Below are 24,635 nucleotides of genomic sequence, written 5' to 3'. Positions count from 1 at the left end.
CTCGTAACCGCCGCTATAGCCCCAGTTCTCGCCCGATGACCAGATGTTGAATCTCGCTGGTCCCCTCGCCGATCTCCATGAGCTTCGCGTCCCGGTAGAACCGTTGGGGTGCGAAGTCAGTGGTGTAGCCGTAGCCGCCCAACACCTGGACGGCGTCCTCGGCGACCTCACGGGCGGCCTCGCTGGCCTCGAGTTTCGCGAGCGCAGATTCCCTGGTGACCGGCTCACCTGCGTCGTAGGTTCTGGCGGCCCGGTAGGTGAGCAGTCGCGACCGCTCGGTCTTGCGGTGCATGTCGACGATCTTGTCGCGGACGGCGTCGAACTTCGAGATCGGCTGGCCGAACTGCTCGCGTTCTCGGCTGTACTCCGTCGCACTCTCGTAGGCACCCTGCGCCAGCCCCGTCGAGAGCGCCGCGATCGAGATGCGCCCCCCATCGAGGGCCTTCTTCGTCTGGTCCCAGCCCTCGCCTTCCTCACCGAGCAGGCGATCTTCCGGCAGGCGGACGTTCTCGAGGCGGATTTCGCAGGTCGGCGAGGCGTTCAGGCCCATCTTGTCCCAGATCGTCGAGACCTCGAAACCGTCGTCTTCCCGCGGGTCGACGATGAACGTCGAGATGCCGTCGTAGCCCGCACCGGGGTCCGTGACGGCCTTGACGAGGATCGAGCCCGCCTCGCTCGCGTTCGTGATGAACTGCTTGGTACCGTTGAGCACCCACTCGTCGCCCTCCTTTTCCGCGGTCGTGTCCATGTCCGAGGCGTCCGACCCGCTCTCGGGTTCGGTTAGGGCCCAGCCACCGAGATACTCCCCCTCCGCGAGCGGGCGGAGCCAGCGTTCCTTCTGCGCCTCGGTGCCGAACTGCTCGATCGGTTTCGACGCGAGCGAGGTGTGGGCGACGTACGAGAGCCCGATCGCCCCCGAGACGCGACCGAGTTCCTCGGCGACCAGCGCGTACATGAGCGTGTCGCCGCCGAGCCCGCCGTACGCCTCGTCGATCGGGACGCCGAGCATGTCCAGGTCCGCCAACTGGTCGAAGATCTCGTCCGGAAACCGGTGTTCGTCCTCGATCTCCTGCGCGATCGGCTCGATCTCCCGCTCGCAGAAGTCCCTGACGGTCTCCCGAATCATCCGGTGTTCGTCGGGCAGCTCGAACTCCATGCCGCAATACTTGCCGGCGCGCGAGATAAACGCACCGCCGGTGTTCACACACCTCATGGCCGTCTCGGTACAGTTCCATTCTAAACTGCGGTCGACTCGAGGAGCGAGCGTGAAAAGAGGGTGGAAGAAGGGAAGACGACCCCGCGGTTACCAGCCGCGGTCGCGGTCGTCACCGGTCTCGTCTTCGTCGTCCGACCGCGAGTTGTCCCACTCGTCCGAGTCGTCCGCGTCCGAATCCCAGAAGTCCGTATCCCGGTCATCGGAGCGGTCGTCCCATCGACCGTCGCGGTCCTCGTCGACGGGGCCGTTCCGGTCGGAGTAGTCCCGTTCGTCGTCCGCGTAGGGCGACCCGAGGCCGTTCCGCCGACCCGAATCGGCGGTTCGGATCTCTCGCCGCAGGTCCGAAACGAGATCGAGATCCGGGTTCGTATCGCCCAGCAGCAACAGCGCGTAGTACTGGAAGTACGTTCGGACCGGCATCTGGACGAGCGCGACGAACAGCAAGAGCGTGAGCACGCCGAGGATCGCGACGCCGCCCGCGATCCAGACGCCGATTTCGCCGAGCGAGACCAGGACGAACCCGATCACGAGGAAGGGGATCGCGACGATGATCGCCCCGAAGAGGAGCACCACGCCGACGCCGATATTGACGACGAGGCCGAGAATCCAGACCAACACCAGGTAGACCGCGTACTCCGCCAGGTTCGATCGCAGCGTCGGCCAGAACCGACTCCACGCGCTGAGGACGCCCCGGTCCTCGAGCAGCATGATCGGGGCGACGAACTCGGAGGTAAAGCGCATCACGAGGGCGGAGGCGAGAAGGAGCGGGACCGCGAGGAGGAAGATCGGCGCCAGCGAGACCAGTGCGCTCTCAACGGTCGAGACGCCCGACAGGAGGAGTGCGGTTGGAATCCCGAGGATCGCGAGCACGACGATGCCGACGACCACTCGAAAGCCGAACAGTCGGACGCCGCGTCCGAGGTTCGCCCGCGCGTACCGACGAATGTGGACCGCCCTCGAGCGGAGCGATTCGATGAAGACGAACTCCATAATTGCGCTGATGAACGCGTATAGCGCCCCGAGCAGGAGTATCGCCCCGATTACGATCGCGGCGATGAGGAGGATATCGTCGGGAAGTTCGCCGCTGATCGGCTCCGTGGACGGGTTCTGCGGCGCCATCTCGGGGTTGTTGGACGAGGCCAACCCCGGATTGTTCACGCCGAACCCGCCGACGAAGAAGACGACGACCGCGAGTTTGAGCCACAGTACTGGCTGGACCGGCAGCAGCAGGTTTCGGGTCGCATCGAGCGCGTCGCTTAAGTCGTCGACTGCATCCATCACTACGGCCATACTCTTGGCGAGTTGAAAATAATACTGCTCGACGGCGACCGAACACGTCTCACCGGCAACACTTCGAGATGCATTTAACGCTGAGACGAGTCTTTCCACCGTATGGATCTCCGCCAGCTAGCCCGCGGGACGGTCGAGTGGGACCGCATCGAGCGCGTCGTGCGGACGCTGGCGGACCGGTACGACCGCGAGGTCGTCCGCGTCGAGTTCCTCGAGGCGGACAACTGGCTGTCGACGCCCTGCGTCATCGACGACGAGTGGTTCGTCAAGATCGTCTCGCGACAGAACGCGTTCGTCCACGCCCTGCTGACGACCGGACGCAATGTCGGCGCGGTCTCGGCCGGCACCGGCGGCTTCTTCGATCGGTTCGGGACGCCCCGCGAGATGGTCGAACACGAGTACGAGGCCACCCAGCGGATGCGCGAGATCGGCGTCAACGCGCCCCAGCCGATCGAAGCCTTCGAGGTCAACGGCCTCGGCGTGCTCGTCCTCGAGTACCTCCCCGAGTTCGAGTCGTTCGGCTCGGTGTCCGACGCCGTCGTCGACGACCGAGCCGCGGACCTGTTCGACATGCTCGCGACGCTGCACGAGCACGGCCTCGCCCACGGCGATCTGCGCGCGGAGAACATCCTCCTCTGTGACGGCGAGCTCTACTTCATCGACGCCACCAGCGTTCACGAGGACCGCGTCGCGGAGACGACGGCCTACGATCTGGCCTGCGCGCTGGCCGTCCTCGAGCCCCGGATCGGCGCGCGGCGGGCCGTGCAGGCGGCGTCGTCGGCCTACGATCCCGACCAACTGCTGTCGGCGCGGCGGTTCCTCGATTTCGTCCGACTGCGCCCCGACCACGAGTTCGACTCGACGCAGTTGCGCAGCGAACTCGAGAAGGCGGCGGATCTCGGCGGCCAGTAGGCGGATGCCGGCGGCGACTCGCCGCCGGATCACCGGCGAGCCGTCGCCGCATGTGACCCACCACCAGGGTTTTCACGGCTCTCGTCGTACGATTTTCCATGAGTCAGCAAGCCTCCGAGCAGGTGTACGGCCACTACATCGGCGGAGAGTGGACCCACGGCAGCGGCTCCGACACGTTCGACAGCGAGAACCCTGCGACGGGCGAGACCCTGGCGACGTTCCGCCGCGGCACGGAGGACGACGTCGACGCCGCCCTCGAGGCCGCCGAGGACGCATTCGAGGAGTGGCGGGAGCTATCCTACATCGACCGCGCGGAGTACCTCTGGGACATCTACCACGAGCTGCGGGATCGCCACGAGGAACTGGGCGAGATCGTCACCAAGGAGTGCGGCAAGGAGATCTCCGAAGGCAAGGCCGACGTGACCGAGGCCTGGCACATGGTCGAGTGGGCGGCGGGCAACGCGCGCCACCCCCACGGCGACGTCGTCCCCTCCGAGATCGGCAGCAAGGACGCCTACATGCGCCGCAAGCCCCGCGGCGTGATCGGCTGCATCACGCCGTGGAACTTCCCGGTCGCGATCCCGTTCTGGCACATGGCGATCGCCCTCGTGGAGGGCAACACGGTCGTCTGGAAACCCGCCGAGCAGACCCCGTGGTGCGGCCAGATCATCGCCGAGATGATGGAAGACGCCGGCATCCCCGACGGCGTCTTCAACATGATCCAGGGCTTCGGCGACGCGGGCGCGGCGATCACCGACGACGAGCGGGTCGATACGGTACTGTTCACGGGCTCCGCCGAAGTGGGCCACGAAATCGCCAGCAAGGTCGGCGGCGAACCCGGCAAACTCGCGGCCTGCGAGATGGGCGGCAAGAACGGGATCGTCATCACCGAGGAGGCGGATCTGGACATCGCCGTCCACTCCGCCGTGATGTCCAGTTTCAAGACCACCGGCCAGCGCTGCGTCTCGAGCGAGCGCCTGATCGTCCACGAGGACGTCTACGACGAGTTCAAGGAGCGGTTCGTCGACATCGCCGAAGATATCGCGGTCGGCGATCCGCTCGAGGAGGACACGTTCATGGGGCCGGCGATCGAGGCGGATCACGTCGAGAAGATCCGCCGGTACAACGAGTTAGCGCAGGAGGAGGGCGGCGAGGTACTGGTCGACCGGTTCGAACTCGCGGACGACGAGATTCCCGAGGGCCACGAGGACGGCCACTGGGTCGGCCCGTTCGTCTACGAGATCGACTACGACACCGATCTGCGCTGTCTGAAAGAGGAGTGTTTCGGCCCCCACGTCGCCCTCATCGAGTACTCCGGCGATATCGATCGCGCGCTCGAGATCCACAACGACACGCCCTACGGGCTCGCGGGGGCGATCGTCTCGGAGGACTACCGCCAGATCAACCGCTTCCGCGATCGGGCGGATCTGGGGCTGGCGTACGCGAACCTGCCCTGTATCGGCGCCGAAGTCCAACTGCCCTTCGGCGGCGTCAAGAAGTCGGGTAACGGCTACCCCAGCGCTCGAGAGGCCATCGAAGCCGTCACCGAGCGCACCGCCTGGACGATGAACAACTCGAAGGAGATCGAGATGGCCCAGGGACTGTCGGCGGATATCGTGACGCGGGACGACTGAGCGGCGCAGTCTCGCTTTCCCGTTATTTCCTGTTTTTGCCCGTGCTCGAGAGAGTGGACTTACTATCACAAGGCCAACGTGGGGGTACTCCGGTCAGTATCGTGCAGGAAGTGAAATGGAAAGGGGTGGACGAGGCCGAGGTGAGGCGACGGATGCGGACGTGGATGCGGACGCGGACGTAACGCTCGGTCCCGGGCCCGAGCGTGCGACGGGCCGGAGCGACGCGCATGCCGGTTCGACGTGAAAAGCGTCTTCCCGGCACCGGTCAATTGGCGCCCTGAGACAAAAAGTCAGCGGTCGGCAGTTGCTGCCCGGTCTAGTCACATCGTCTACAGAACGACGATTGACGTTCCGAGACGCTCACCTTTCAGAACCGTCGGTCCCGAAGGGCCGGGAACTCCGTGCGGACGTCGGCGACGGTCTCGCGGTCGACGTCGGCCGCGACGAGAGCCGGCGCGTCGCCGCTCGAGGCGAGCGACACGCCCCACGGGTCGTAGACGGTCGAGCGGCCCAACAGCGTCGTTTCCCCGTCGTCGGTGTCGAACGTCCCGGCGCCGTTGATCGTCGCAACGTAACACTGGTTCTCGATCGCTCGCGCCCGCGACAGCGTCTCCCAGTGTTCGATCCGCGGATAGGGCCACGCGCTCGGAACGAGCACGAGTTCGGCACCCTCGTCGATCAGCCGCCGGTAGAGTTCGGGAAACCGCAGATCGTAGCAGGTCGTCACCCCGATCGTGACGCCGCCGATCGTCGCGGTCTCGAGGCGCTCGCCGGGAACGAGCAGTTCGGACTCGGCGGACTGGTAGCCGAACAGGTGGTGTTTGCGGTAGACCAGTTGCAGGTCGCCGTCGGCGTCGAACAGTGCCGCGGTGTTGGCCAAGCCGCCGTCGGCGGGGGTTGGAACGGTCTCGGTCGCTGCGAGGTCCTCGACGATGCTTCCCGCGAGGACGGCGACGTCGTGCTCGGCCGCGGCTTCCCGCAGGCGCCCGAACGTCTCCCCGTCAAAGGGCTCCGACAGCCGCGCGTAGCGGTCGAACGCGAAGTAGCCGACGTTGAACAGTTCCGGGAGCGCGACCAGCTCTGCGCCCCGTGCAGCGGCTCGTTCGATCGCCGATACTGCTCGTTCGACGTTCTCCTCGACGCGGCCGGCCTCGATCTGAATCTGGGCGAGGGCGATCGAGAGCGACTCGTCCGCGGTCGGATCCGTCGTCTGTTGGTTACTCATTGGTACAGTACGCTACGGTTGTCCCTCCAGTTCCCGCTCGAGCGCCCGGCGGAGGTTCTGTATCTCGTCGTCCAGATTCCGCTTGAAGAACTTCTCGACGCCCGGAAGTTTGCCGTCGACGACGAAGTGGTTCTCGAGGCGCGTGCCGCCGTCGATCTCGACGATCTCGTGTTCGCCCGTCACCTCGAGGACCTTCGATTTGCCGACGAATTTGACGTACTCCGGCGGTCTGCGCGTGACGTCTTCGGTTTCGACAGCGACCGTTCGTCGCACGAGCGGGATCGGTAGTTCGACGTGCCAGGTAACTTGCCGACCGTCCGGGTCGTCGGCGGAGTAGCGCTGCACGACGCTGATCGCTCGAGCGCGGTTTTCGGGGTCAGCGATAAACTCCCAGACGCGCTCGGGCGGTGCCGACACCTCGAACGAACGGTCGACCCGTACAGTCATGCGGCTAACTGGGTCGTTGTGCGGTAAAAAGACCGTGGACCGCGGCGCGGTGCCGGTCCCGTCTAGAGAGCGGGAGCAACCGGACGGATCTGAGATCGTCGGGGTCGCGATCGATGGGTGGAATGCGGTGGGCGGCGCCCACTCCGAGCCCGCGAGACGGCGGCCGAGCCTGCTCCGTAGGCTCGAGGCCGTCCGCACTCAGCTCAGGGTGACTTTCCACGTCGTCGACCGGGCACGGCCCCACTTTTCGATGTCGACGTCGTCCGATTTCTCGGCGAGGTGGGGAAGCCGTGCGCCGACCTGTTTCGACGAAAGTCCGATCGCATCCGCGATGTTTTTCGCCCGGAAGTATCGTTCGCCGCGGGCGGCGCTCTCGCGGAGATACGAGAGGATTCGCTGCTCTTCGTCGGAATAGTCGGTCATCGTCCGTGCTCTGTCTAGGGCGTCGGCGGCCTTAACTCTTAACGGCCGTTGTCTCGTGTGATCGCGCTTCTACCCGTGGTACCCGGTCTGCCGGTCGGTCCGGAATCCTTCGACCGCTGTCACGAACGCCTCCTCGCAGCTCGGATTCGTTCCCGATCAGTCCCAGAGGTGCAGGCCGACGACCGCGATCGAACTGAAAAGGACCGCGGCGCCGAAGCCCCAGGCCGCTTCCAGTTCCGGTGCGCCGATCAGCATCAGGAGCGCGCCGAGCACGGCGATCGCGCCGGCGCCGAGCGCCAGTCCGACGCCCTTGTCCGTCGAGTTCGTTTCGGTAGCCATGCTCGTGGATTGTTAGCGGGGTCTCTTAAGACCACTTGTTCGCGGCCGTATTTGGACCGTCAAAACGGCGGCTCCGAACGGAGCGCTCAGTTGATCGTCGTGTGCTCGGACTCCTCGTTCAGCGCCAGGTTCGCCGCAATCTCGGCGTTTCGCATCGCGTACTGGGCCGTCTGCTCGAGGCTGACCAGCACCTCCCGCACCCGCAGCAGGTCTTCGTTGGGCATCTCCGGCAGGTCCGAGAGAATCTCGTCCTCGAGGGTGGTGATCTCGTGGAAGAGCCCGCGAACCTGGTTCGACTTGTCGTAGTCGCGCTCGACGGCCGCCTCGACCGCCAGCGAGGTGATCTCGTCGACGAGGTCGTTCAGTTCGCGGATGTCCCGCATCACGGAGCTGTCGACGTCTAACGTATGGCTCTCGGTCTCGATGACGATCTCGGCGATGTCCTCGCCGTTGTCGGCGGTCAGCTCGAGGTTCTTCGCGATCGAGCGGTAGCCGATCAGCGGGAAGCCGCTGGAGAGCCCGACCGCGCGGGCGAGGTTGGGATTCTGATAGGCCGTGAAGATCAGGCGCAGCAGGAGCACGAAGATCTTGTTCGCCTGTCGTTCCCGGTTCAGGGCCCGCTGGGCGAGGTCGGGATTGCCGTGCGCCAGGGCCTTGATCCCCTCGCCGCGCATCGTCTGGCCGGTCCGCTCGAGGCGCTCTAAGAGGTTGTCGAGCGTGAAGTCCTCGGGGTCGACCGAACAGCGGATGGCGATGCTCTCGGGGGTTTCCTCGATGACGCCCAGCCCCATCAGCTGGGTTTCGGCCTGGTAGACCGCGTTGATGTGCTCGGAGTCGAGCGCGCCGTCCTCGCGCTCGATGCGGATGACGCGCCGGCCCAGGACGTACTGGGCGACGATGGCGCGCTCGACGGCGTCGGCGTCGAGATCGTCGGCGTGGATGATCGCCTCCGTCTCCTCGGAGCTGGCCGATTCGGGCATCACGGTCAGGGTGCCCTTGCCGCTGGTTCGCAGGGAGACCTCGTCGCCCTTCTCGACGGCGTGCTCGGACGCCCACTCCGCGGGCAGCGTCATCGCGAGGGTCGACGGGCCGAGTCGTTGCACTTTCCGGGTTTCCATGGGATCGGCTACGCGGGACTCGACCTTAATCTTGACTATATGGTCATTATATTGGGTCCAATAGTAATATGGTTGGTTCCCTCGGTAGAACCGCGCCGATCCTTAAACTAGATTCAGGCCGTTCCGGTAGCGATGCACGGACGACGGGGAGCGGGAACGGGAGCGAAACCGGTACCGAACGCCCTTAGACGACCTTCACGAGCCGCGTCGTGAACCGACCGGTCCGAACGCGGAGCCAGCCGCGCAACTCCTCGTCGATCGCCTCGTCGTCGGTGTCGACGTGCAGGGCGTCGATCCCGTCGAGTTTCTCCTCGGACGCGACGACCTCGATCTCGTCGGCGCGCTCGATGACCGCCGGCGAGATCTGGTGGTTGCCCCGACCGAAGACGAACCCCTGTCCGCCGATCGGCGAAACGACGATCGTCACGGGATCCTCGAGGACCGCGAGGATGTCCGATTCGGCGGCGTCCCTGGCGAGCACCTCGCCGTCGCGCCAGACGTCGACGCCGAGCGGCGACGGGTCGATCCCCAGTTCCGCCTCGATCGCGCCGACGGTGCCGCCGGGGCCGAAGACGTACGTCCGCTCGTCCTCGATCTCGCGGGCGAAGCCCGACGCCAGCGAGTCGACGCTGCCGCTCGAGACTTGCTTCCCGGACTGGACGTCCGGCGCGACGGGGACCGGCACGACGGCCTTGAGTTCGGTGCGGACCTCGCCCTCGCGATACGCCTCCTCGTCGATGTCGTTTACCTCGCGCATTTCGACGCGGTCGAATTCGGCGGCGATCCGGCCCGCGTCGGCCGGCGTGACGGCGAATACGGACGAATAGATCTTGACACCCGCGGGGACGCCGAGTATCGGCGTTCGATCGCCGGCGCCGGAGTCACCGTCGGTATCGGTCTCGGTCTCGGCCTCGCCCTCGCCCTCGAGCACTTCGGCCGCGTCGACGGCCGTCCCGTCCCCGCCCACGAACAACACGAGATCGACCCCCTGCTCGAGGAAAGCCCGGACGGCGGCCCGCGTGTCCGCCGCGGTGGTCTCGGTTTCCTCGGGATCGACACCCGTTGCCTGGCGATCGGCGGCAGCGTCGCTCGAGGGCTCGTAGACGACTTGGGGATCGAACCCCGCGTCTCGAACAGCGTGCTCGCCCAGCACGCCCGCGGCCGTGTACACCGTCACGTCGGGGTCGCGGCGGTGCAGCGAGCGCAGCGCCTCCCGCGCTCGGTCGGGTGCACGCGGCTCGGCGCCCAAGCGGCGCGCTTCCGCGACTTTTCCGTCCGTTCCCTTCAGGCCGACCCGACCGCCCATCCCCGCGATCGGATTGACGACGACGCCAAGCGCGTCCATGGCGGCTCTAGGGTGATTTCGGACAAAAGGCGTCCGGTGTTCCGGGCGATCACCCCGTTTTCTGAAATATTAAGAGGGGGGCGAACGGATGGCCGATTATGAACGAACTGACCTACGTGCTCGCCGCGGAGACCGAACTGCCCATGGACCTCGTCGGCTGGGGCGTCCTGATCGCCAGTCTGCTCGTTACGATCGTCTGGCTCGCCTACGTCTACCGCTAACTCGAGTTCAGACGGTGTCGACCCGTTCTCGAAGCCACGCCGCCGCTTCGGCGACCGTCGCTTCGTCCGTGCTTTCGATCGCGATTCGAACCGACTCGCCGGGATAGCTGCCGACCGAAACGTCGAAGCGGTCTTGGATCTCCTCGAGACGATCCAACAGTGCGCTCTCGGGTTCGTCGGCGACGACTTCTTCCCGGTAGGTCGGCGTCCCCGAGAACGCCGGTGCGATCGCCTCGAACATCGTCTGCATTTCGGTCGGAACGCCCGGCAGCACGTAGACGTCCTCGAGCGCCGCCCCGGGTGCGACCCCGGCTTCGTTGTGGAGCGCTCGCGCACCCGTCGGGAGTTCGGCCGTTCCCTCGGTCAACTCCGACCGGGAGTAGCCGTCCTCCTCGAGCCAGGTCAGGGCCTCTTCGTGGGTCTCGAGCGGGCGTCCGAGCGCCGCGGCGATTCCCTCCATCGTGACGTCGTCGTGGGTCGGCCCGAGGCCGCCGGTGACGATGACGGCGTCGTACTCGGCCCGGTACTCGTTGACGACGCGGGCGATGTCGGCGACCCGATCGGGCACCGTCGTGACGCGCTCGACGGTGACGCCGCGTTCGTTGAGGCGTTCGCAGAGCCAGGTTGCGTTCGTGTTCGTCGTCTGCCCGGCGAGCAGTTCGTCCCCGACCGTAACGACCGCGACGTTCATACGAGCGTGTTAGCGCCGGGTCCCCAAAACGGTATTCCAGCGGCCGCCGTTGCTCTGCACCGATCCGTTCTTCCTTCACTGTCGGTGTGCCAACCATTTTCGAACGGAACACTCCATATAAATAAACACTCCATCAGCCACAAGATTCAATTAGAGGAGTTAGAATAGTGCACCAATGTCTTCGGGTCTGACACAGTACGAATCGGATTCGGATACGGTTCTCTCAGCGCTTGGGAACAAATACAGCGCCGAAATCCTCTGCGCTGCGGGCACGCCGAAATCGGCACAGGCGCTGAGTGAGGACATCGAGATTCCAATCGCGACCTGCTACCGTCGTATCGAGGAACTGGTCGACGCGGGTCTCTTGACCTGCGAGGGTCGAGAGCTCTCCGAGAAGGGGCGCCGAACGAACATCTACCGGCGGACGGTCGACGAACTCGAGGTGGATTTCTCCGAGGCCGAACCGGAGTTCTCCCGTAAGCGCCGGACCGAGGCGAAAAACCAGCTGCAGGACCAACTCGAGGAGTGAGCGGGTTTTCCGGCGAGCCGGCTCGAACGGTCGGAGTGTGAACTGCCACCCGTCGGCACAGTCGGTGCATCGGGACGGTGCACACACCGCACGCGGCTCGCAGTAATCATCCTTAAGTAATCCTACGAGAATACTGCAGTGTGACTGAACGAACCGCCAGCCGCGAGCACGCGGAACGAGCCGATGCAGAGCTCGAGTCCCCGGCTCCTGCGGCGCAGGTCTCCGGCACCGAACGCGTCCTCCACGTCGGTCGCGACCGGCCGATCCGCATCAGCACGGGCCATCGGCTGCAGCACCACGACGGGAAGTGCGCGCGACCGCACGGTCACAACTACGAGATCGCGGTCACCGTCACCGGCGAACTGACCGACGAGGGCTGGGTCGCGGACAAGGGCGATATTACTCGGGTAATAGACGAGTGGGATCACCGGTTCCTGCTCGAGCGCGGCGACCCCCTGATCGAAGCTTTCGAGGCGGCCGGCGACGCCGACGGGATCGTCGTCCTCGAGCATCCGCCGACGGCCGAAGTGATGAGCGTCGTCCTCGAGCGGAAACTCGAGGCCGCCCTGCCCGATACCGTCTCGGCGGTCGCAGTACAGGTCAACGAGACGAGCGAACTCTGCGGGGGCAGCCGGTTCTGAGATGCCGGTGTCCGACTCGGTAGACGACCGCGCGGCCGCCGACGAAGCGACCGACGTGAGCGACGAGCCCGGTCTCCCGATCAACGAACTATTCGAATCTCTGCAGGGAGAGGGGACGCTCGCCGGCGTTCCTTCCGTGTTCGTCCGGACCAGCGGCTGCAATCTCCGCTGCTGGTTCTGCGACTCCTACCACACCTCCTGGGAGCCGACTCACGCCACCATGTCGCTGGAGGAGATCGTCGCCGAGGTCGAATCCTACGACGCCGACCACGTCGTGCTCACCGGCGGCGAGCCCCTGCTCCACGAAGCGAGCGTCGACCTGCTCGAGCGCCTCGACGAGCGGGGCTACCACACCACCGTCGAGACGAACGGCACGATCTACCGCGACGCGCCGATCGACCTCGCCTCGATCAGCCCGAAACTCGAGAGCAGCACGCCTACGCCCGGACGGGATCCCAAAGGCGACGGCGAGTGGGAGCAGCGCCACGAAAACGACCGGATAGACCTCGAGCGTCTCGCAGCGCTCGTCGAGGAGTACGATCACCAACTGAAGTTCGTCGTTACGGACGACGAGGACATGCCCGAGATTCTCGATCTGCTCGCGGACCTTCGGAGCGTCGCCGACGTCCCGGTTCGCGACGGAAACGTCCTCCTGATGCCCGAAGGGGCGACTCGAGAGCGACTCGCCGAAACTCGAACTCGCGTCGCGGACCTCGCGATGGAGTACGGCTTCCGCTACACGCCGCGGCTCCACGTCGATCTGTGGAACGATGCACCGGAAACGTAACGTCACACCTACGATAGCATGACTGCAGACACTGCCACGACCGACGACACCGAATCGTCCGCCGACCGCACTAAACGCGCCGTCGTCCTCCTCTCCGGCGGCATGGACAGCGCCACCGCCGCCTACGAGGCCCGCGAGCGGGGCTACGAGATCTACGCCCTGCACACCTCCTACGGGCAGCGCACCGAGGACCGCGAACTCGAGTGCGCCCGCCGACTGGCCGACGAACTCGATGCCGCGGACTTCCTGCAGATCGAGACCGGTCATCTCTCGGCGATCGGCGCCTCGAGCCTGACCGACGACGAGATGGAGGTCGCGGACGCGGACATGGAGAGCGACGAAATTCCCACGTCGTACGTCCCCTTCCGCAACGCGAACCTGCTCGCGATGGCGGTCTCCTACGCCGAGGCCAACGACTGCGACGCCGTGTTCATCGGCGCCCACAGCGAGGACTTCTCGGGGTATCCCGACTGCCGCCCCGAGTTCTTCGAGGCCTTCGAAAACCTAGTCGACGTCGGCACGAAACCCGAGACGGAGATCGCGATCGAAGCCCCGTTCGTCGAGTGGTCCAAGACCGACATCGCCGAGCGCGGCGTCGAACTCGAGGTGCCCTACGAGCACACGTGGAGTTGCTACCGCGAAAACGAACCCGCCTGCGGCACCTGCGACGCCTGCGCGTTCCGCCTGCAAGCGTTCCAGAACGTCGGCGTTCGCGATCCGATCGAGTACGCCGAGCGGCCGTCGTACGCTGGCGGTGGCGGCGCCTGATTCTCGGTCTGCACCGTCGGCGGAGCCGAACTCTATCGAAATCGCCGGTTCGACTCGGAGTTCGGTGACGCTGAAACTCCCGCTGCGAGGAGGGAAACTACCATAACGGCCGTGCCCGTTTTTACCGTATGACTTCTTCAGACAGAACCACCGTCGAAGACGTGATGTCCACGCCGCTCGAGACGATTTCGAAGGACGCGACGGTCATGGAGGCCACGCAGCGAATGCGGGAGAAGGACATCAACGCGCTCGTGGTTCAGACCTCGCCGCGGGCGATCGTTAGCAGTACGGACGTGCTCGACGCCGTTGCTGACGGGCAAGACGTAACGAAGTTGACGGTCGCCGACGTGATGACGACCGACGTCGAGACGGCCACGCCGGACCTCTACATGGAGGAGGTCGCCGCGATGATGACCACTTACGGGATCAAACACCTCCCGGTCGTCGACGACGACTACGTCGGGATGGTCACCTCGACGGACGTCACCGCCCACCTCTCGTGAGGTAGTGCGTAAGCGCGTACGGGCGCTATCGTCGCCGCCGAAGGTCGTCACTCTACGAGCGGAATGCAACCGCGCCGACGGCGGCGAGTCGCTTCAGTCGTTCGGGGAGGACTCGCGCCGGTGATTTCGATTCACTCGTTGACCAGCAGCAGCTTCCCGCGGAAGTCGCCCTCCTCGCCGCGACGGTGGACCTCTGCGACCTCGTCGAAGGTGTACCGGTCGTCGATGTGCGGCTCGAGGGCGCCCTTGTCGACCAGCGTCGCGATGTCGTCGAGTTCCTCGCCGATGCGCTCCTGTCGGTCGCCGAGCAGCACCGGCAGGATGACCAGCACGACGCCCAACTCGAGCGAGTTGGCGTGCATCGGGGCGAGATCGAGGTCCTGCGCGGCGCTGGATTCGGTCGTCACGACGCTCCCGAACGGCCGGACCGCCTGAAAGGCCGTCTCGAGGTGCTCGTCGCCGACCGGGTCGAAGACGACGTCGAACCCGCCCCCGCTGGCGTACTCGTCGACGTAGGTCTCGACGTCGGTTTCGGTGTAGTCGACGGTCGCGTCGGCGCCGAGTTCTTCCGCGAGCTCGCGGTTGGCCTCGCTCGAGCCCGTCGCGATCACGTTCGCGCCGAACCAGTCGGCCAACTGAACGCCGATGTGGCCGACGCCGCCGGCCCCGCCGTAGACGAGCACTTCGTCGCCGATGTCGACGGTCGCCTTGTCGGCGAGCATCTCCCAGGCCGTCAGGGCGACGACCGGGAGCGCGGCGCTGTCCTCGAGCGGAATCTCGCCGGGCGCGTGGGCGAACGTGCCGGCGTGGCCGACGACGTAGTCGGCGAGCGCGCCCTGCCGGCCCGCGCCGCCGGGCATGCCGTAGACTTCGTCGCCCGCCTCGAATTCCTCGACGCCGTCGCCGACCGCGTCGACGACGCCGGCGACGTCGCAGTGGAGGATCGCCGGGAACTCGGGCGCGAAGTCCGGGATCGCGCCCTGCCGGATCTTGTAGTCGACGGGGTTGAGGCTCGAGGCGACGACCTCGACGCGAATCTCGTTCGGTCCCGGCTCGGGGACCTCGCGGGTCGTCTCCTCGAAGACGTCGGGGTCGCCGTACTCCTCGATCGCGTAGGCGGTCATTCCAGAAGGCATCTCGGCTCGAGGTTCGGTACCCGCGCGGGAATACCCGGCGCTTCCGGTTACGCGTGCTGATAGTCCCGGATAGCGGACCGTCCTGCTGGTTTCGGTTCGGTCCCGATTCGCACGGACTCGCCTTGCCCGCCGCGAGCGCGCTCGAGTACAGCTAGCGAATCTTACCAAATATTCAACACGACCCGCGTCGTACGCCGTAGACGAGCACCGATGGTCGATCTCCGCGCGTGGTTCCGCGACGACGAGGGCGGTTGGACGTTCCCCGACGGTCGCCGCGGGGAGTTGCTCGTGCTGCTCGCCGGCCTCCCGCTGTTCGCCTGGCTGGTACCCGTGCAGGCCGATCTCACCCTGCCCGCACGCTGGACCGACGCGTGGTGGACCGCCGCCACCCTCGGCGTCTGCTGTGGCTTCTGTTACGCCGTCATCGCGAGGGAGTATCTCGTCGCGGTGGTTCCGGACACGAATGCGTGGACGGTCGTCTCGATCGTCGGCAGCAGCGTCGGGGTCTCCGCGTTCAGACACGTGCCGGCGGCGGGCACCGTCACGGTCGGGCTGGTCGCCGCCGCCGCCGGCGCGACGATCGCCGTGATCTACGCCCTTTGGCTACTCTCGCCGCTCACTGAGGGGGTCCGACCGGCCAGGCGCGGCGTCGAGCCGCCCGCCGCCCTCGAGTCGCACTCGTCGGCGCGGTACTCGTCCGACCGGTAAGACGGCGCGACCCTCACCACGCCGCCTCGAGAATGTCCTCGATCGCCGCACGCGACGGCTCCAGCCCCGGCGGCGCGTTTTCCATGAATCCGTCCGCCAGCACGTCCTCGGCAACCTTATCGAACGCCTCGGGCTGCGGGCCGTCGACGTTGCGCAGCTTCGCGGGTAACTCGAGCGCGTCCCGAATCTCCGTCACAGCCTCGACGACCGCGGCGCCGTGATCCGCGGCGTTGTCGACGCCGAGCGCGTTCGCGAGCAGGCCTGACCGTGCGTCGATAGCTCCGGCGTCTTCGCGCTCGAAGAGGTACTCGAGGACGTGCGGCGCGACGACGGCGTGGGCGGCCCCCTGCTGGACGTCGTAGGTTCTGGTGAGTCCGTGACCGAACGCGTGAATGATCGAGAGCGTCGTCCCCTCCGGCCGGGAGACCCCGTACTGGACGAGGACGAGCCCCTCGAGGATCGTCTCGAACGTTTCAGTGTCGCGGTCGCCGTCGCCGAACGCGCGCAGGCCGTCCGCGAGCTTCTCGAGGCCGTGTCTGGCCGTCGCGTCGGTGATCGTCGTCGCGTTGGCGGCGTAGAGCGTCTCGACGCCCTTGTCGAAGCCGTTCATCGCGGAGCCGGCCAGCACCGAGTCGGGCGTCGTCGCCACGAGTTCGGGATCGTAGAACGCCGCCTCGGGCATCAGTCGCGGGTCCGAGATGCCGCCGCCGATCTCCGCCTCGACCGGGCTCGAGTCCGGTGCCGCCGTGACGCCGGCGACCTGCGAGAGGTCGGCGCCCGCCAGCGTCGTCGGAACGGTGACGACTGGCAGCAAGGCCGCGTCGTCCGGCACGGCGATGGTTCCCGTCTCCTCGAACTCTTCGGCTACCGCTGCGGACGACGCATCTCGCGCGGCGAGAACGCTCATCACCGTCGCGACGTCGAGGCTGCTGCCGCCGCCGAGGGCGACCAGCGCGTCGGCGTTCTCGGCTTCCGCTCGCGCAACGCCGTCGAGCGCCGTCGACAGGCGCTTCTTCGTCGTCGTCTCGTCGAAGACGCCCGCCAGCCGGTCGCCGAGCCCGGATTTCACCGGCTCGATCACCACCGGCGTGTCGCCGACCGTCGAGCCGCAGACGACCAGCGCGCGCTCGAGGCCCAGCCGCTCGAGTTCGTCCTCGAGATCGGCGACGCAGCCGTCGCCGAACCGGATCGTCGCCGGGTGGTACTCGAATCGGAACGCGGTGTCGCGGTCGCTCGAGGGGAAGCGATTCATGTCCGATCACACACCACGAAACGGGTTAAAGTAGCGGCGATCAACGACCGTACCGAATCGACGGGTGATCGGAAATCCGAACAGTTTGTACCGACGAACCGTACACTACTGTTTGATAGGAATTGACACGGTAGCCCCGAGTATGAACCGGCGACGGTTCATCACGATCGCGGGCGGAGGTCTTGGGGTAGGCGGTTTCAGTGGGGTGACAACCGCCGATACGCGAGGAGTCGTCGGGGCACAGGATCCTGCGCTGTTCGAGGTAACGAACCGCTGGACGAATTCGCCCGTCGGTCCGGGGGAGGTTCTCGAGGTGCACGCAACGATCGAGAACGTCGGTGGCGAGACGGGGCGAACGGACGTCGAGCTAATCGTCGGCTACAGTCCCGAAGTCGAAGACAGGCGGATGCTAACCCTCGCACCGGGTGAACGGCGGACGATCACCCTCGAGTTCCGTGCGGGGGACCCGTCGGGCGGTCACGAGGAGTTCCCGGTCCGGGTGGATACGGGCGCGCATTCGGTCACCGAGATGGTGACGGTCACTACCTGGACAGGTGATCCCGCGCTGTTCGAGGTCGACTCCGTCTGGACGAACTCGCCCGTCGGAGCCTCCGAACTGCTCGAGGTGTACGCGACGATCGAAAACGTCGGCGACGAGACCGGGCGGACGGATATCGAGTTGATCGTCGGTTACAGTCCCGAGGTCGAGGATAGCCGCATGCTGACGCTTGCACCCGGCGAACGGCGGACGATCATCCTCGAGTTCCGTGCGGGAGATCCGTCGGGCGGTCGCGAAGAGTTCCCCGTCGAAGTGGATACCGGCGCGCACTCGGTCACCGAGATGGTCGCCGTAGTCGAGTAGCGACGGCCGACGGTGCCGCGCGGCCCAGTCGGAGACGTGATCACTCCGGCACCGGGATGAACTCCGGTTCGACCTCGCGGAGTCGGCCCGTGTGCTCGAGGAACGAGTGGAGGTCGTCGTACAGGTCGAATTCAGGATCGGCGGCGGCCGCCGCGCCGCGGGCGTCGCTGCGGAGCGTGTACCAGTCCCCGACGATCGCGCAGTACCGCTGGGCGCGGGTCATCGCCACGTTCAGCCGGCGCGGCCCGTCCAGCGGCCGGCCGAGGAAGCCGATCTCGCCGTCGGCGTTGCTCCGGACCAGCGAGAGCACGATCGCCGTTTTTTCGCTGCCCTGGAAGGAGTCGATCGTATCGACGGTGACCTCGCGGCCCCGATCGCGCTCGAGGTGCCGGCGCAGTGTCCCGCGAATCGCAGCCACCTGCGCCGTGTACGGCGTGATGACGCCGACGTCCGAGGGTTCGAGATCGTTTTCCTCGAGGAGTTCCGAAACGAGGTGTGCGACGAGTCGCGCCTCCGCCTCGTTTTTCGTCGAGCGGTCGACGGTCTCCTCGCTGCCGCCGACGTCGTAGCCCACGAGCGCCGGGCGGTCCGCGAGCGCGTCGACGTCCCGGCCCTGCCGCAGCGCGCGGTCGTAGAACCGGCGGTTTGGGAACCAGGCGACATCGCGGTGCATCCGGTACTGGGTCCGCAGCTGGACGCCGACGCCCTCATAGACGCCGCCGTCGGCGTAGAGGTGTTCGAATAGCGAGAGACCGGCCGCCGACTCGGGCGGCTCCTCGGTCGCGCTGAACGGCGGGAGCTGCTTGTGGTCGCCCGCGAGGATCACCTTCTCGGTCCGCGAGAGCGGGATGCAGGAGGCGGTACACGTGGCCTGGGTCGCCTCGTCGAGCACGAGCACGTCGAACTCGCGCTCGAGGGCGGCCGCGCTGCTGTTGGTCGCGGCGACAACGTCGGCCCGGCCGTCGCAGCCCGCATACTGTCGACTAACGACGTCGTTCGACGAGTTCCCGGCGTTGGCGCGTCGGAGGACGAACTCGCCGGCCCCGTGCTGGGCGTAGGCGTGCAGCGACCGTTCGTCGGCCGAATCGGGGGTGCTCGAGCCGGCGACGAGGTTGTCCACCGCCTGGTTCGAGTCGGCGCAGACGAGGACGTCGTCGCCGGCCTCGACGGACCGCCTGACGACTTCGACGAGGGTCCGCGTCTTGCCCGTCCCCGGCGGGCCGTGGATGCAGAACAGTTGGTCGGCGAGCAGGGCACAGGAGACCGCCAGTTCCTGCTCCTGGTTCAGTTCGACGTCCTGCTGGCTGCTCTTGACGCCGGCGGTGTCGCCGAAGGTGACCGCCGTCCCGCCGGTCAGCAGGGCTCGAAGGTCCTCTCGCTCGCGGACCCGCTCGATCGCCTCGAGTTCCCGGTCGTACGGGACAGGGTTCAACAGCAGCGTCGCCGCGAAGCCGCGTCGTTTCTTGTTCAGGTAGCCGCCGACGGTCGTCCGGTTCTCGATTTCGCGCCAGTCGATCGCGAGTGAGACGGTCGTCCCCTCGATCGCGTCGACCGTCGCCGGGATCGGAAACTCGTCGGGCGCGTGCTCCTCGCTCGGCGGGTGGAGCAGCACCTCGTTGCCCTCGTAGATGCCGAACTCGTCCTGGACGTACCGGTATCGGTCTCGCCGGTCATCTTCGACATCGCCGTCGCTGCCGTCGTCACCCGCACTGTCATCAACTCGGAACCGGTAGACGCCGTCGTCCGGCCGGCCCAGCGACGACAGCGAGGGAATCGCGCCGAACCCCTCTCTGCGGAGCCGTTTAGCTGACTTTCCGGCCGCTCGTTCTCGGTTCTCGTCGCGTTGGGCCTCCATCTCCGCGCGGACGAACGACTCGAGTTCGTCGAAGAAGGCGTCCGGATCGTCGGTGACTGGGTTCCGTGCGGGTTCACGCTCCGCGATCGGCGAGTCGAAGTACGCGGGCGGCTCGGCGGGCGCGTAGTCGGAGTGCCAGAAGCGCACCCGCTCGGCCAGCAACGATCTGACGAACGCGTCGCGGTCGATCGATTCGTGCTCGCCGCCGTCGTCGTAGACGAACACCTCGCCGTGGAGCGCGTGATCCGTGTACGCGACGTACTCACCCGTCAGCGCCGCGCCGTCCCGTTCGTGCAGCGGAATCGCGATCCAGTCGTCCTTCTCGGGGTGGGCGAGCCCCTCGTGGTGACTCGCGTACTCGACGATGCCGTCGACGGGGATCGGCTCGTCCCGAGTCGGCTCGAGGTCGTCGTCGGAGGGCGAATACAGGGCCGCAGACGAGAGATCGAAGTCGTCGATCGCGCTCTCGAAGAGGAGGGACATATCGCTGCGATCGAAGTATTCGCTCCTAAATCTTTGCGTCGCGGTGACGTATCGACAGTGTCGACACCGACTCGGTCGATCACTTTCGCCCCACTGCGGGAACGCTTTTAAATCCTGCACGCCAATTACGGACGAATGGAACTCGATGATCATGCCGAGGATCTCGCCTCCGACCTCGGCGTCGACAAAGAGGAGGTCAAATCCGACCTGCAGAACTTGGTGGAGTACAGCGTTCCCGTCGACGAGGCCAAACAGAGCCTTCGCCGGAAGTACGGCGACGGCTCGAGCGGCGGCGGTGCGACACCAGAATCGAAGGATATCGCCGACATTTCCCCGGACGACGGCAACGTCACCGTCACGGGTGTCGTCCTCACGGCGGGCAAGCGATCGATCCGCTACCAGGGCGACGACCACGTCATCGTCGAGGGTCGCCTCGCCGACGACACCGGCGTCATCGACTACACCGCGTGGGAGGACTTCGGCCTCTCGCCGGGCGATACGATCACCGCCGGCAACGCCGGCGTCCGCGAGTGGGACGGCGAACCCGAACTCAACGTAGGCGAGAGCACCTCGCTCTCCTTCCAAGAGGAGTCGCCGGAGATCCCCTACGAGATCGGCGGCGACGCGCAACTCGCCGACCTCCGGACGGGCGACCGCGCGGTAAACATCGAAGTAACGGTCGTCGAGTGCGAACGGCGCACCATCGACGGCCGCGACGGCGAGACCGAAATCCTGAGCGGCGTCTTCGGCGACGAGAGCGGCCGCCTGCCCTTCACGAACTGGGACCCGGCACCCGAGATCGAGGAGGGCAACGCGGTCCGCATCGAGAACGCCTACGTCCAGGAGTTCCGCGGCGTCCCCGAGGTCAACGTCTCGGAGTTCTCGAGGGTCACCGACCTCGAGCGCGAGATCGACGTCGGCGCGGACACGACGACGATGGACGTCGGCGAGGCCGTCCGAACGGGTGGCATCTACGACGTCGAGGTCGTCGGCAACGTCATCGCGGTCCGCGATGGATCTGGACTCATCCAGCGCTGTCCGGAGTGCTACCGGGTCATCCAGAAGGGCCAGTGTCGGACCCACGGCGACGTGGACGGCATCGACGACCTGCGCGTGAAGGCGATTATCGACGACGGTACCGGCACCCTCACGGCCGTCCTCGACGACGAACTCACGGAAGACGTCTACGGCGGCACGCTCGAGGACGCCTTAGAGCAGGCCCGCGAGGCGATGGACCAGGAGGTCGTCGCCGATCGGATCCGCGAGCGCATCGTCGGCCGCGAGTACCGCGTGCGCGGGCACCTCTCGGTCGACGAGTACGGCGCGAACTTAGACGCTGAGACGTTCATGGAGAGCGACGACGATCCGGAGGCGCGTGCAACTGCCTTCCTCGAGGAGGTGCGAGCATGAGCGCGAACGACGACGAGGAGATGGAGATTCCGGGCCGCGAAGTCGCCTACCGACTGTTCGCGGCCGAGTACGACGACGCGTCGGTCTCCTACACGGAAAGCGACGAGGAACGGGCCCCCAACTACGTGATCGCGCCGACCGGCGCCCGGATCAACCGGCTGTTCGCGGTCGGCACGCTGACCGAAGTCACGTCGGTCAACGACGAGATGGTCCGGGCCCGCGTCGTCGACCCGACCGGCGCCTTTGTCGTCTACGCCGGCCAGTACCAGCCCGACGAACTCGCCTTCCTCGAGGGGATCGAGCCGCCGGCGTTCGTCGCGGTCACCGGGAAGGCACGCACCTTCCAGCCCGAGGATTCCGATCAGGTCTACACGTCGATCCGCCCCGAGAGCATCGCGACGGTCGACGCCGACACGCGCGATCGTTGGGTCGTCAGCGCGGCCGAGCAGACCGTAGAGCGGATCGAACTGTACGCGGCCGCCGCGGAGGCGAACGCTCGCGGCGACGACCTGACCGACATCCTGCTCGAGCAGGGCGTCGAACCCGGCCTCGCGGCCGGCATCCCGCTCGCACAGGAACACTACGGCACGACCCCCTCGTACCTCGCGGCCCTGCGCGACTGCGCGCTCGAGGCCGTCGAGGTCGTTTCCGGCGATCTCGACCAGGTCGGGCCGTTCGATGCTCTGCCCGGGGAGACGAACCCGGCGTACGAGGACGCAACGTTCGACTCGCTCGCGGATCTCGGCGTCGACGCCGTCGATCGATCCGCGCTCGAGGCCGTCTCGAGCGACGCCGAGCAGGAACCGGCGGTCGAGGCGGGATCGGAGCCGGAACCCGACTCCGAACCCGAAGCGGTCGCCCCGGCGGCCGGCGGCGACACCGTCGAATCGTCGTCCGCGGCCGGTACCGCGACGAGCGAGGCCCACGACGCCTCGAGCGAAACGGAGACCGAGACCGACCTCGAGACGGAGACCGAACCCGTTGGCGACGACTCCGGCGTCGAACTCGAGAGCGAGGGCGGGATCGAATCCGAGTCGGAATCCGAACCCGAGACCGAACCTGCGGAGTCCGAGCCCGAACCAGCATCCGAATCCGAACCCGCGGCAGCGTCCGATCTCGAGTCCGATACGGGCGAACCCGCCGACGAATCCACCGACGCTGCTGCATCAGACACCGACATCGACGGCGAATTCGATGCCGACGAGCCGGCAGACGACGAGGAACTCGGCGACTTCGATGCCAACGATATCGGCGACGGCATGTACGAGATGGACGACGAGGAGCGCGAGCAACTCGAGGAAGAGTTCGGCGCCGAGTTCACCACCGGTGCGGAGGTCGAGGAACCCGGCGAAGCCGACATCGACGTGCCGGAGCCCGACGACGGAGACGCGGCAGCCGACACCGGGACTGACGCTGCTACCGAAGCCGAATCTGCTTCCGATCCCGATCTCGACGACGACCTCGGCGCGCCGCCGACGTCCGGACTCGAGGAGGAGACGGCCGAATCCGACTCCGAAGGCGAAACCGACGTTACCGAGTCCGAACCCGAACTCGAGGAGACCGAAGCGGAGTCGGGCGCCGAGACGGCGGCCGAACCGGACGAGTCGGAACCAGAACCGGAGTCCGCCGCGGACGAATCCGAGGACGAAACCGCTGACGAGTCCGACGACGAACCCGCAGACGACGTCGACCTGCAGGACTACGTCGTCGAAACCATGGCAGAACTCGACGACGGCGACGGTGCCGACCGCTCGGAACTGGTCGAGACCGTCGCGGCCGACACCGGCGCATCCGAGGACGAGGTCGAGGACGCCATCCAGGACGCGCTGATGGGCGGCCAGTGTTACGAACCGAACGACGAGACGTTGAAACCGATCTAACTCGTCTCACTTCATTTCGAGACCGATGGAACCGGGATCGCCGATTCCCCTCGTCGAGCCCATCCCCGGCGAACCCGCCGCGACCGCGACGGTCGGCGGCGATCGCGTGCTTCTCGTCGCCGACTATCACGCCGGCTACGAAGCCGGCCTGCGCTACGAGCGCGGCGTCGACGTCCCCAGCCGCGCGCCCGACCGCCGCGAGCGACTGTGCGACCTCCTCGAGCGAACCGCCGCCGACCGGCTGGTCGTGCTCGGGGACCTCATGCACTCGATCGGCGACCCCGGCGGCGCCGAGCGCGGCGAACTCGAGGTGTTGCTCGAGTCCGTCCCGCCGACGGTCGAGGTGACGGTCGTCAAGGGCAACCACGACGGGCAACTCGAGACGTGGTTCGGGACCGACGATAACGACGCCGGTGACGGTGCCGTCGGCGACCCGAGGAACACGGAACTCGCCAGCGTCACCGTCGTTCCCGGCGACGGCATCGCCATAGACGGCGTCGGCGTCTGCCACGGCCACACCTGGCCCGCGCCGGCGGTTCTCGAGAGCGACGTCGTCTGTCTCGGCCACGAACACCCCTGCGTCCGCCTCGAGGACGAGGTCGGCGGAAGCCGCGTCGAGCGGACGTGGCTCCGCGGCCGGATCGATCCGGCGCCGTTCCGCGAGTACGGGGGCTACGCGGACGCGGAGATTTCGTGGCTCGAGTCGCCGACCGTCGAGCCGCCGCGGCTGGTCGTCGTCCCCGCGTTCAACGATCTGGTCGGCGGGACGTGGGTGAACGTCCCGAACCAGTCGTTTCTCTCGCCGTTCCTGCCCGACGGGCTGGCCGACGGCGAGGCGTACCTGCTCGACGGGACGCGGCTCGGGCCGTACCAGGACGTCTGAACCGCGTTTTGCGTTCGATTCGGCGCGCTATTCCTACGCGCTTGGAATGAGCGGTGGCGCTACGATACTACCACGGC

25 protein-coding genes are annotated in these 24,635 nt (G+C 66.7%); 13 read left to right on the top strand and 12 right to left on the bottom strand.

Features of this window, described 5'->3' with window-relative positions; all coding sequences use genetic code 11:
- Nucleotides 1–13: 13 nt before the first annotated feature.
- Together ATJ93_RS03535 and ATJ93_RS03530 are read right to left on the bottom strand one after the other, a co-directional pair.
- Complete coding sequence (locus ATJ93_RS03535) at nt 14–1,156, bottom strand: acyl-CoA dehydrogenase family protein (RefSeq protein ID WP_120243236.1); 1,143 nt, start codon at nt 1,154–1,156, stop codon at nt 14–16.
- Between the two features lie 147 nt (nt 1,157–1,303).
- Nucleotides 1,304–2,494 carry a DUF7544 domain-containing protein gene (locus ATJ93_RS03530; protein WP_120243235.1) on the bottom strand — a complete coding sequence of 397 codons (1,191 nt, stop codon included), beginning with the start codon at nt 2,492–2,494 and terminating at the stop codon, nt 1,304–1,306.
- 114 nt (nt 2,495–2,608) lie between these two features.
- On the opposite strand from ATJ93_RS03530, the gene ATJ93_RS03525 reads away from it, so the two are divergent.
- Nucleotides 2,609–3,418 carry an RIO1 family regulatory kinase/ATPase domain-containing protein gene (locus ATJ93_RS03525; RefSeq protein WP_120243234.1) on the top strand — a complete coding sequence of 270 codons (810 nt, stop codon included), beginning with the start codon at nt 2,609–2,611 and terminating at the stop codon, nt 3,416–3,418.
- 98 nt (nt 3,419–3,516) lie between these two features.
- Nucleotides 3,517–5,052 (top strand): aldehyde dehydrogenase family protein, encoded by a 1,536-nt coding sequence (locus ATJ93_RS03520; RefSeq protein ID WP_120243233.1) that lies wholly within the window; start codon nt 3,517–3,519, stop codon nt 5,050–5,052.
- Between the two features lie 367 nt (nt 5,053–5,419).
- Here the strand turns inward: ATJ93_RS03520 and ATJ93_RS03515 are convergent, their stop codons facing one another.
- From ATJ93_RS03515 to ATJ93_RS03490, 6 genes are all read right to left on the bottom strand, one after another.
- Nucleotides 5,420–6,277 carry a carbon-nitrogen family hydrolase gene (locus ATJ93_RS03515; protein ID WP_120243232.1) on the bottom strand — a complete coding sequence of 286 codons (858 nt, stop codon included), beginning with the start codon at nt 6,275–6,277 and terminating at the stop codon, nt 5,420–5,422.
- Between the two features lie 12 nt (nt 6,278–6,289).
- Nucleotides 6,290–6,724, bottom strand: a complete 435-nt coding sequence (locus ATJ93_RS03510) for a CoxG family protein (RefSeq protein ID WP_120243231.1) — start codon at nt 6,722–6,724, stop codon at nt 6,290–6,292.
- A 198-nt stretch (nt 6,725–6,922) separates the two neighbouring features.
- Nucleotides 6,923–7,147, bottom strand: a complete 225-nt coding sequence (locus ATJ93_RS03505) for a DUF7123 family protein (RefSeq protein WP_013880179.1) — start codon at nt 7,145–7,147, stop codon at nt 6,923–6,925.
- 156 nt (nt 7,148–7,303) lie between these two features.
- On the bottom strand, nt 7,304–7,486 hold the full coding sequence (locus ATJ93_RS03500; RefSeq protein WP_120243230.1) for a DUF7525 family protein: 183 nt from the start codon (nt 7,484–7,486) through the stop codon (nt 7,304–7,306).
- An 86-nt stretch (nt 7,487–7,572) separates the two neighbouring features.
- Complete coding sequence (locus ATJ93_RS03495) at nt 7,573–8,604, bottom strand: phosphate signaling complex PhoU family protein (protein ID WP_120243229.1); 1,032 nt, start codon at nt 8,602–8,604, stop codon at nt 7,573–7,575.
- A gap of 184 nt (nt 8,605–8,788) precedes the next feature.
- Nucleotides 8,789–9,949, bottom strand: coding sequence for an ATP-NAD kinase family protein (locus tag ATJ93_RS03490; protein WP_120243228.1), 1,161 nt, complete (start codon nt 9,947–9,949; stop codon nt 8,789–8,791).
- A gap of 98 nt (nt 9,950–10,047) precedes the next feature.
- Here ATJ93_RS03490 and ATJ93_RS24305 point away from each other — a divergent pair, with 98 nt between their 5' ends.
- Complete coding sequence (locus ATJ93_RS24305) at nt 10,048–10,170, top strand: hypothetical protein (protein ID WP_281271524.1); 123 nt, start codon at nt 10,048–10,050, stop codon at nt 10,168–10,170.
- A 7-nt stretch (nt 10,171–10,177) separates the two neighbouring features.
- Here the strand turns inward: ATJ93_RS24305 and ATJ93_RS03485 are convergent, their stop codons facing one another.
- Nucleotides 10,178–10,861 (bottom strand): competence/damage-inducible protein A, encoded by a 684-nt coding sequence (locus tag ATJ93_RS03485; RefSeq protein WP_120243227.1) that lies wholly within the window; start codon nt 10,859–10,861, stop codon nt 10,178–10,180.
- 175 nt (nt 10,862–11,036) lie between these two features.
- Between ATJ93_RS03485 and ATJ93_RS03480 the strand changes: the two genes are divergently transcribed.
- The 5 genes from ATJ93_RS03480 to ATJ93_RS03460 all read left to right on the top strand — a co-directional run bounded on the left by ATJ93_RS03480 (nt 11,037) and on the right by ATJ93_RS03460 (nt 14,089).
- Nucleotides 11,037–11,390 (top strand): winged helix-turn-helix domain-containing protein, encoded by a 354-nt coding sequence (locus ATJ93_RS03480; protein ID WP_120243226.1) that lies wholly within the window; start codon nt 11,037–11,039, stop codon nt 11,388–11,390.
- Nucleotides 11,391–11,530: 140 nt separating this feature from the next.
- Nucleotides 11,531–12,031 (top strand): 6-pyruvoyl trahydropterin synthase family protein, encoded by a 501-nt coding sequence (locus ATJ93_RS03475; protein ID WP_120243225.1) that lies wholly within the window; start codon nt 11,531–11,533, stop codon nt 12,029–12,031.
- 1 nt (nt 12,032) lies between these two features.
- Nucleotides 12,033–12,818, top strand: coding sequence for a 7-carboxy-7-deazaguanine synthase QueE (locus ATJ93_RS03470; protein ID WP_120243224.1), 786 nt, complete (start codon nt 12,033–12,035; stop codon nt 12,816–12,818).
- 18 nt (nt 12,819–12,836) lie between these two features.
- Nucleotides 12,837–13,586, top strand: a complete 750-nt coding sequence (gene queC, locus ATJ93_RS03465) for a 7-cyano-7-deazaguanine synthase QueC (protein WP_120243223.1) — start codon at nt 12,837–12,839, stop codon at nt 13,584–13,586.
- Between the two features lie 128 nt (nt 13,587–13,714).
- Nucleotides 13,715–14,089: a CBS domain-containing protein gene (locus ATJ93_RS03460; RefSeq protein ID WP_170155507.1), complete on the top strand. Its 375-nt coding sequence runs from the start codon at nt 13,715–13,717 to the stop codon at nt 14,087–14,089.
- A 131-nt stretch (nt 14,090–14,220) separates the two neighbouring features.
- Here the strand turns inward: ATJ93_RS03460 and ATJ93_RS03455 are convergent, their stop codons facing one another.
- Nucleotides 14,221–15,225: a zinc-binding dehydrogenase gene (locus ATJ93_RS03455; protein WP_120243221.1), complete on the bottom strand. Its 1,005-nt coding sequence runs from the start codon at nt 15,223–15,225 to the stop codon at nt 14,221–14,223.
- Between the two features lie 210 nt (nt 15,226–15,435).
- On the opposite strand from ATJ93_RS03455, the gene ATJ93_RS03450 reads away from it, so the two are divergent.
- Entirely contained in the window at nt 15,436–15,933 is a 498-nt protein-coding gene (locus ATJ93_RS03450; protein ID WP_120243220.1) for a hypothetical protein, read from the top strand.
- A 13-nt stretch (nt 15,934–15,946) separates the two neighbouring features.
- Here ATJ93_RS03450 and ATJ93_RS03445 read toward each other — a convergent pair whose 3' ends face one another.
- Nucleotides 15,947–17,185, bottom strand: coding sequence for an iron-containing alcohol dehydrogenase family protein (locus tag ATJ93_RS03445; RefSeq protein ID WP_120243219.1), 1,239 nt, complete (start codon nt 17,183–17,185; stop codon nt 15,947–15,949).
- Between the two features lie 205 nt (nt 17,186–17,390).
- Here ATJ93_RS03445 and ATJ93_RS03440 point away from each other — a divergent pair, with 205 nt between their 5' ends.
- Entirely contained in the window at nt 17,391–18,047 is a 657-nt protein-coding gene (locus ATJ93_RS03440) for a COG1361 family protein (protein ID WP_245977500.1), read from the top strand.
- Nucleotides 18,048–18,087: 40 nt separating this feature from the next.
- Here ATJ93_RS03440 and ATJ93_RS03435 read toward each other — a convergent pair whose 3' ends face one another.
- Nucleotides 18,088–20,385, bottom strand: a complete 2,298-nt coding sequence (locus ATJ93_RS03435; protein WP_120243217.1) for an AAA domain-containing protein — start codon at nt 20,383–20,385, stop codon at nt 18,088–18,090.
- Nucleotides 20,386–20,520: 135 nt separating this feature from the next.
- Between ATJ93_RS03435 and ATJ93_RS03430 the strand changes: the two genes are divergently transcribed.
- Genes ATJ93_RS03430 through ATJ93_RS03420 form a run of 3 tightly spaced genes read left to right on the top strand, consistent with a single transcriptional unit; the run spans nt 20,521 to nt 24,558 of the window.
- Nucleotides 20,521–21,795, top strand: a complete 1,275-nt coding sequence (locus ATJ93_RS03430) for a Single-stranded DNA binding protein (protein ID WP_120243216.1) — start codon at nt 20,521–20,523, stop codon at nt 21,793–21,795.
- Nucleotides 21,792–23,675 (top strand): hypothetical protein, encoded by a 1,884-nt coding sequence (locus ATJ93_RS03425; RefSeq protein WP_120243215.1) that lies wholly within the window; start codon nt 21,792–21,794, stop codon nt 23,673–23,675. Before ATJ93_RS03430 ends, ATJ93_RS03425 begins: the two co-directional genes overlap by 4 nt.
- A 25-nt stretch (nt 23,676–23,700) precedes the next feature.
- A complete protein-coding gene (locus ATJ93_RS03420; protein ID WP_120243214.1) occupies nt 23,701–24,558 on the top strand; it encodes a metallophosphoesterase in 858 nt (285 codons plus the stop codon).
- Nucleotides 24,559–24,635: the final 77 nt, after the last annotated feature.

This window comes from Halopiger aswanensis, from assembly GCF_003610195.1.
Classification (GTDB): Archaea; Halobacteriota; Halobacteria; order Halobacteriales; family Natrialbaceae; genus Halopiger; species Halopiger aswanensis.
This window is presented reverse-complemented; position numbering and strand designations above follow the sequence as displayed.